We start from the raw sequence: 412 nt of genomic DNA, 5'->3' as shown, positions 1-412 counted from the left end.
CGTGCGGATCCGTGACTGGATGTCGTCGGCTAGGGTTTCCAGCAGTTCGGTCTCGTCGAAGAAGCGGACGCGGGGATCCATGGTCGCTCCTTTCCACCTCGGGCCCGCAGCGTGCTATGCACGTCACCATGCGCAACATTGCAACTGCCGTTTTAATGCTCACTTGGATTGAAAGCGCCTCGGCAGCGCCGATCCCTGAGCACGACGTTGAGCGGGCCTGCTCCACGCTAGTTGACCGCACCCTTGTGGCGGCATGCATCCGGTCCGAGCAGAGCAACTACGACTATGTTAAGTCAATTTGGCCCGCGTTGTCGTCTCAAAGGCAGACGCTCTGCTCCAAATTTTCCGAGGATCTCGGAGCAAATTATTACGCTTTCTACAAGGCTCTTGCGAACTTCGTTTCAGCACAAGC

General features: G+C 57.0%; 1 protein-coding gene. It reads left to right on the top strand.

All coding sequences use genetic code 11. The features are described 5' to 3' along the window. Window positions 1-116 precede the first annotated feature (116 nt). Window positions 117-412 (top strand): hypothetical protein (locus tag A3761_RS28320; RefSeq protein ID WP_231881100.1); only part of this gene is annotated, 296 nt, incomplete at its 3' end.

This window comes from Oleiphilus sp. HI0123 (assembly GCF_001635315.1).
This window is presented reverse-complemented; position numbering and strand designations above follow the sequence as displayed.